Annotated in this window: 4 protein-coding genes; 1 reads left to right on the top strand and 3 read right to left on the bottom strand. The window is 41.7% G+C overall.

Features of this window, described 5'->3' with window-relative positions; translation table 11 throughout:
• Window positions 1-166 precede the first annotated feature (166 nt).
• The 3 genes from Q4561_RS19490 to Q4561_RS19500 all read right to left on the bottom strand — a co-directional run bounded on the left by Q4561_RS19490 (window position 167) and on the right by Q4561_RS19500 (window position 7,790).
• On the bottom strand, window positions 167-5,848 hold the full coding sequence (locus tag Q4561_RS19490) for a response regulator (RefSeq protein ID WP_303462922.1): 5,682 nt from the start codon (window positions 5,846-5,848) through the stop codon (window positions 167-169).
• A 10-nt stretch (window positions 5,849-5,858) separates the two neighbouring features.
• Window positions 5,859-6,902, bottom strand: coding sequence for a two-component system response regulator (locus Q4561_RS19495; protein WP_303462923.1), 1,044 nt, complete (start codon window positions 6,900-6,902; stop codon window positions 5,859-5,861).
• Between the two features lie 285 nt (window positions 6,903-7,187).
• Window positions 7,188-7,790: a LysE family translocator gene (locus tag Q4561_RS19500; protein WP_303462924.1), complete on the bottom strand. Its 603-nt coding sequence runs from the start codon at window positions 7,788-7,790 to the stop codon at window positions 7,188-7,190.
• A gap of 291 nt (window positions 7,791-8,081) precedes the next feature.
• On the opposite strand from Q4561_RS19500, the gene Q4561_RS19505 reads away from it, so the two are divergent.
• Window positions 8,082-8,366, top strand: a 285-nt coding sequence (locus Q4561_RS19505; RefSeq protein WP_303462925.1) for a winged helix-turn-helix domain-containing protein, incomplete at its 3' end; no start/stop codon positions are given.

Below are 8,366 nucleotides of genomic sequence, written 5' to 3' on the forward strand. Positions count from 1 at the left end.
TCAGCAACTGGAAAGTATCGCAATTGCCTACGGTTTAATTTTATAGATGGCTCGCAAGAGGTTCGTACACAAAGCATTAAATTGCTTGGCGAATTGATAAGCGTATTAGCTAGAGTTTATTAGTTGAAAATATGAGAGCAGTATACTTAGTCATATGATAGAGCTGTTAGTGTTTCGCACCGGTTGAACTTTTGAGCATGTCTACGAGTGCAGATGTATGGGTAATGGCAGACTCAAAGTCGTAAAGTCTCAATGCTTTTTCTATATTTTGCAGTTCATCCATAAGATGGGGCGATAAACCTGTTGTATTTTTTATTAGTTCCTCAACAATACTTACTGCCTCCGTATCGTAATCGTCTAGTAAATCATTTAATTGCGCTAATGTTGCCTTAAACGTATTTAAATCAATGTTGCTATCAATATGATTATTTGTTGAATTCAATTTATTAGCGGCCGAGTCAATACTTAGTATTACATGGGCTAAACTATCTAGCATAGTTGCCATGGCCTTTTTAGTGCCAATATTCTTGCTATAGGCAAACTCCAGCGATTCGGCGTCGTGATAAAGCTTTTGGGCACCAATACTTCCGGCTAACCCTTTGAGAGTATGTATTTTTCGGGTTACATTTACCTCACTTCTATCTTCACTTGACTGACTCAGCGTATTTGCAAATTGTCGATATTTTTCTGCAAATTTTAATAGGTGCTTTTGATAGAGGTCCCCGTTGTAGTTTGATGATGAAAGTCCTTTTTTAATATCGATACCATCAAGTGTTTCGACAGGAAAATCTACTTTCACAGGGGCACTTATTTCATTAGAAGCATGGACTTCAGTGGGCGCAAGAATACGCATAAGCGTGTTATACATGGTGTTAATATTTATAGGTTTTGCTATATGTGCATTCATACCACAAGCATGTACTTTAGCGATGTCGTCGTGCATAACATTGGCTGTCATGGCAATAATGGGTAACTGTTGAAATTGCAGTCTTTTTCTAATTTCTTTGGTTGCTGTATAGCCATCCATAACCGGCATTTGGCAATCCATTAAAACGCCGTCGAAACGTAATGTTTCGAGCAGTGAGAGGGCAACCTCGCCATTTTCAGCCAATGTTGTTTGAATATCAACAGCATGAAGTAACTCACATGCTAACTCTTGGTTCAAATCGTTATCTTCTACTACGAGTAAATGAAGCCCCCCGAGTGCTTGAATTAAAGACTCATAATCAGTAGCATTTTTTAGGGTAGTGTTTGCTACTTTACTGAGGCCTACGCTGCGCGACACAGCATTTAATAATGTCGATGCGGTAACGGGTTTAGTGAGGGCTATTTCAATATCGAGATCATTCGATTCTTCTTCCATGTCTCTGCTATTAAATGCCGTCACCATAATTATTTTAGGTTGGTAGGTAATTGAAGAAGTACGACGTATACGTGCAACAGTTTCAAGTCCATCCATGACAGGCATTTTCCAATCCATTAATATTAAATCGAATGGCTGAATATGCTGTTGCTGTTCAAGTACGGATATCGCTTCTCCACCGCTGCTAACAAGTTGGTGTTGAATACCAAAGCTTGTAAGCTGGCTATGCAGTACTTCTCTAGCCGTTTCACTGTCATCTACAACTAATACGTTCAAATGCGGCTTAACACGGTGCTGAACGGTTTTTATATCAGTTTCTCTATAGCCAAGATTCACGGTGAAAAAGAACTTACTACCTTTATCTATTTGAGATTCAACCCATATTTTTCCACCCATTAATTCTACGAGGTCCTTAGATATCGCAAGCCCCAAGCCCGTGCCACCATATTTTCTCGTAATAGATGAGTCTGCTTGGCTAAAGGATTGGAATAACTTTGCTTTTTGGTCCGGCGTCATACCAATACCATTGTCCGTTATACAAAACTCGATACAAGTGTGCCCTCTGTGCATGCTAATGAGTTTTATCCCTACAATAATTTCTCCATTTTCTTTTGAAAACTTAACCGCATTGTTACCCAGATTTAGTAGAATTTGCCCTAGTCTTAAAGGATCGCCAATGAAGGTTTTAGGTACGTCATCAGCAATATCAAAGTAGAGTTCGATTTCTTTTTCATCGGCTTTAAACGAAATTGCATTCGCCATATTTTCGAGGACTTCATCTAACTCAAAAGGGATAGCTTCAATCTCTAGTCGGCCTGCTTCAATTTTTGAAAAATCAAGAATGTCGTTAATAATACCAAGCAGTAGCTCGGCGCTTCTGTGCACTTTCTCAATATAATTTTGTTGTTTAGTATTTAGCTGCGTTTGCAGGGCTAGGTGACTCATCCCGATAATAGCGTTCATTGGCGTACGGATTTCATGGGACATATTGGATAGAAAGTCTGATTTCGCTTGAGTTGCACTTTCCGCTTTTTCTTTTGCTTCTTTAAGGGCTGTTTCCATCGCTTTTGCGGTATTCACATCAAGATGAATTCCAAAAACCTTAAGAGAGTGGGTGTCGCTGTGCTCTCGAACCGCGCGACCTACGCTCAATACCCATTTATACGAGCCATCTACGCATTTTATTCGGTATTCACAGCGATAATCTTGCGTTTCATAGCGAAGGTGTTTTCTTAAGCCAAGTTCGCACTTTTCCTTATCATCAGGGTGAATTAAATATTTAAGAATATTGGAATCAGCACCATATTTTAGTACTAATTCGTCGCAGGTATAGCCTAGCATTGAGGCCCATACGGCATTCGTTATTAACGTATCACTTTCTGGATCCCATTCCCAAGTACCTGCATTGGCGCCAGACATTGCTAACTCTAAGCGCTGCTCAGCCTCGGCGAGTTCTTCAAAAGACAAACTATTAGAGATAGCAACAGAAGCAAAACTAGACGCGATACGGAAAATATTAATTTGTGAAGTATCGAAGGCTTTTGGAGAATTAGCGTGTATCGCCACTACACCTAGGAGGGTATTACCCGCCATTAGCGGTTGGCATACTGCAGATTGAGTAAGTTCGCCATTGTAGCTGCAAGCAGGGTTGAGATCGGATTGCGTCCACTGCTCGGGTTTTTGGGCTATAAATTCCTTTTTGTTATTTATGGTCCAAGCGATGGGATCATTAATGCGTCTGGTATCCAGCGACGTGGGTTGCATCAGTTGACCATCAACCATCGTGAAAATAAAACTTACATGCTGAGATTCTGGGTGGAACAAGCCCACCATAAAACTACTGGCTTGAAGTGCTTTATCTAATTGTCGATAGAGTAACTTCGCAATACTTTCGGTATCTGTAGTGGCCGCAAGGTCGCGACCCACGTCACCTAAGACAAAAATATCCTGTGTTCGTCTTTCTACCTGAGTAGACAAATATCGCTCGGTCGCATAATGCTGCTTCACGCGATTCCAATAGAACGTATAAGCAAGAAGTAACAGGGCAAGTGGCGTTAATAGTTTGAACCATAATGTTTGATACCATAAAGGTGGCACAATTAAGGTTAATGTCTGTGGCTCAAGGTTCCATGTGCCATGATTATTGCTTCCAATGACTTCAAAGATGTAAGTATCAGGTTGCATGCGAGCAAACGAGACCGAATGTCGGTCGGTGATGTCGGCCCAAGTATTATAGTAGTTTACTAAGCGGGTACGATACTGGTTGTCCTCACTCGCATGGTAGTCTAAGGCTGCAAAGGTAATAGTTAGTTGCTTATAGTCATTGGGAAGCACAAGCGAATCAGGTACGGGAAATATTGCTTCGCCATCTATTTCTACACCGGTAATAGCGATAGGGGGGACCACATCGTTAGCGCTAACCGCATTGGGGTTGAAGCCCGTTAGCCCATCAATGCTGCCAAAGTAAATAAAGCCATCAGATGCGAGTATTGCTGAGCGGGGAAGAAAAGTATTGCTATGAAGTCCATCGTTAGTCGTAAAGTATTGGAATACACTGTTTTCGGGATTTAGTCTATAAATACCTTTTGCGGTGGCTAGCCATAATAGGCCTTTACTGTCTTGTACTACAGACAGCACGGCGAAACCCACACCATCTATGTCTAAACTGATAGTTTCAAATTGATCTGTAGACGGCGTATATTTTTCTAAACCTCGGTTAGTGGCGAACCAGATGGTATCGCCATTGGCTTGTAGGGCAGCGTTTATATGGTTGCTATTTAATGTGTTGTTTTTGTCATTTGCGTCATAGTTGGTGACTAAGCCTGTCGAAGGAACAATTTTAAATAGGCCCTCACCTTGTGTGCCCACCCAAGCATTGTTTTGTTTATCTACAAAGGTAAATTCAGCATCAACTTCATCAAGGTAATGCTGCACATCGTTAGTTTTTGGGTTCCACCGTATTACATGACGATACTTAGCCAAAATTAGCCATAGCCATCCTTCGGCGTCGTATTCCACCCACTCTACCGTATTATTAAGGCCACCAGCCCAATCCAGAGAGATTTCCTCTAAGTTGCTCGAAGGTGTGGCTAAATAGTAAAGGCCAAAATCAGTACCAAGATATAATCCATTATTGTCGTCATAGCTCATGCTATCAATACGGAGTCGGTTTAGATTATTTAAATTTTCTTCAGACATTTGTGGCGTGAACTTATCTATACCATCAAAATTGACCAAACTTCTGCCGGTACCCAACCACATTTCACCATTAGGTTTTTGTGCCAATGAAATTATCTGAGAAAAAAGTCCAGATAACATTTGGTCACTGAGTATGTCCGTCCACCCCTGAAATCGAGAAGGTTTCAAAAACACCTTTTTTATGCCTGAATAGCGCGTAGCTGCCCACAGCAGGCCTGAGGATTCAACCATGACTTGGCGAACATCGCGATTATCTAAAAGAGCCCAGTCACCATTTTCGGCGGCAGGCTCAAAGCTTGCTTTTCGTGTATTGAACTTAAAAATACCGGCGAACGTTGAAAGTAACAAAGTGTCTTCGTAGGGGGTGATTTTTGTAATGCTAGGTATGGTGCCAGGGGGAAATTCCATTGGGTAATAGCGGTTCGTTTTCGGATGAAAGCGACCAAAGCTATTACGGGTAGCCAGCCACATATGGCCTTTTTTGTTGATATAAACCGCTCTTACTTCGGGATGGTCTAATCCGTCTGGTGAATCACCAAATCGTTTAAAACTTTCTGATTCACGTGACTTTCGATACAGCCCTTCGGAAGTACCCACCCAAATATTGCCGTCTGGATCCTCAGCAATACTCCAAACTCGATCGTGTCCAATCGTTGTTATGTCGTTTGGTGAATTCACAAACCGAACAAACGCATTATCTGCTTCATTAAAAAGGTTTAGACCGCCGCCATTGGTGCCTACCCATATCTGGCCAGAACGTGACTCAAACAGGGCTTGAATCTTATTCCCGCCTAAAGAAGATGGGTTAGCATCGTCTTGAACATAGTGTATAAAGTTTTGGGTTGTTCGCTGATATAGGTTTAAGCCGCCTCCCCATGTTCCTATCCATAACCTGTCTTGGCTATCGATTAACATGGTGCCAACGCTGTTGTTAGACAGTGACGCAGGCGCATTCTTATCATGTCGAAATGATGTGAATTTATAGCCGTCGTATCGTTTTATTCCATCTGCTGTGCCGAACCAGATAAACCCTTCATCGTCTTTTACTACGTCATACACTTGAGGGTTAAGTAGTCCATCATGAAGAGAAAGGCTTTCAACTTTTTGCTGTGCATAAACCGGTAGTAAAACGCAGTATAATAAAAAGAAGATAGGAATAAGCCAAAAGCGAATAGCCTGTCTATGGTAGCCAGAATGATGCGAAAACCGTTTACGAAAAAGCATGGCAGCCATAAGGAAGAAGCTCGACAAAAAATTGCTGGTAAGCGTCAAAGCGGAAGCGAGCATCAATTCTACCTTAACCGCGGGCTTTAAATATTTCGTCACCGAAACGTGACTGAATATCTCTTATTTTTTCCAAACACTCTAGAAATAATGGAACAAGATTAGGGTCAAAATGCTTTCCAGATTCAGATTCAATCAGCGCTATGGCACGCTCTTCGGTCCATGCTTTTTTATAAGGACGTTCACTCGTTAACGCATCAAATACGTCAGTAATAGCAACAATTCTTGCAGAAAGAGGAATTGCTTCACCCTCTATACCCTGAGGGTATCCACTGCCGTCCCATTTCTCGTGATGGTAAAGTGCAATTTCTCTTGCCATGTTCAACAATGGCTCATCGCTGTCGCCAATAATTTCGCATCCAAACTGGGAGTGCTTTTGCATAACTTCCCATTCCTGCGGATCCAATCTGCCGGGCTTGAGTAAAATAGAATCTGGAATACCTATTTTTCCTACATCATGCATGGGGGCTGCGTTGTGAAGAAGGTCAATCCACTCTTCAGAGACGTCAAGCTTTTCAGCTAAAAACTTGCTGAAATAACTCATGCGAATTACATGCATTCCGGTTTCGTTGTCTTTATATTCCGCGGCCTTCCCTAAGCGGCGTATGACTTCAAGACGAGTATGATGTAAGTCTTCTGTTCGTTGAGCGACAAGTGCTTCTAAATGACGGGCTTGATCGTAAAGAGCAATCTGTGCTTTTACTCTCGACACTACAATAGGCGGACTAATAGGCTTAGCAATATAGTCAGCAGCGCCTAGATCAAAACCTTTTTGCTCATCTTCTATTTCACTTTTAGCGGTCACAAAAATAATGGGGATAGAGGCAGTAGAAACGTCTTTTTTTAGTTGGCGACAAACTTCGTAACCATCTACGTCAGGCATCATTACGTCCAGAAGAATGATATCCGGTTTATTTTTACTCTGAGCTATTTTTATAGCTAACGTGCCGTTCATCGCCGCTTTAACTTTAAAGTAGGGGCTTAGTACTGCAGAGAGTAGATCGATGTTTTCAGGTGTATCATCTACTACCAGAACGGTTTTTTTTTCTACTGACAACGAAAAATCTCCTTTTCATTCGTATGTCTAACGCCAAAAAGCTTTTTTGAAGACGAATCTTCACTTAAAACAGTATTGATATAATACTTTAGTGTAAATTTTAGTCTACAGGGGGACTACAGTAAAATGCTATTTAGATTCAAGGGTGTTTTTTTTAATACCCAGGTGTGTATTTTGATACTAGGGTGTTTAACCACTGCATTCGGGAGGGCTACATGAGTTTTGACAAGGAAGTTTGAGTACATTATTGATGACAATAATATACTCGCGGAATAATTCGTGATGCTACACAATCATAAACGATGTAGCAGCGGTGGCGGCAGCCATCGTGAAGTTGAAACGCTTTCTGCGCATGGGCGAGCTAAGCCAAATTTTAATTTTTGCGCCCACGGCAGCCCATATTGAAATACACGGAAAACCGATTAAGGCAAACGCTAACACAATAGCTAGTCCAGATTCTGCATAGTGTTCGCCAGGTAACGTAAATGTGCCCACGCTAGCCAATGCCATCATCCAAGCTTTCGGATTTATCAATTGAAATAGTGCGCCCTCCCACCACTTAAGAGGCCCTTGGCGGGTGGTTTTCTTTATTTCAATTTCATCAGTAGGGGCGGTGGCAATTTTAACCGCCAGCCACAATAAGTACGCAATGCCCAATACTTTTAGCACGGTATATAAGGCGGGAAACAAAGTGAAAAGTGCCCCAACGCCTAAAAGCGTACTAATCATCAGGCCTGCCACCCCTACAACAATACCCAACATGTGTGGAATCGACTTCTTGTAACCATACTGCGCCCCAGATGCTAATAGCATTAAGTTGTTGGGGCCTGGCGTTACTGTGCTAACAAAAGCAAAGGTGGCGAGTGCAAAAAGTAACGAAGTTTCCATGGTTTTCCTTTCCTCTAATGTTCTATTTAAACCAATAAGCGACAGTTGAGCTGCACATATATGGGCGTTATTTAGTAACGCCACAAAATAGTACATTTAAAAATGTGTATGCATTAGAGCCAAAGGTGATAAAAATTAGCCATACAGATGGGTGGGAAAGAGGACTGTATGCTCAAATACCAATATAACTGTATGGTAAGTCCTTGCAGTAAGTTAAGGTATAGTTATCTGTATGGTTATCGTCTGTATGATTCTTATTGGTATGATTATTGTCTATATTGGGAAATTCAAATGACACTGTATGAGTCGCTGGCCTGTGAATTGAAAGCGCAAATAGATCGTGGGTTATTTGAGGAAGGGGATAAACTTCCCTCGGTAAGGCAACTGTCTAAAGAGCATCACGTTAGTATCGCTACAGTACAAGAGGCTTATCGGGTTTTAGAGTCTCAAATGTACGTTGAAGCGAAGCCTAAATCTGGCTACTTCGTTTCTTCTAATTCCACGTTGAATAACACCCCTAAAATGACCAAGCCGCCGCAGCGGCCTATGGATGTGTCGCAGTGGGAAGATGTACTT

Origin of the sequence: Alteromonas sp. 1_MG-2023 (assembly GCF_030547075.1) — a bacterium.
Classification (GTDB): Bacteria; Pseudomonadota; Gammaproteobacteria; order Enterobacterales; family Alteromonadaceae; genus Alteromonas.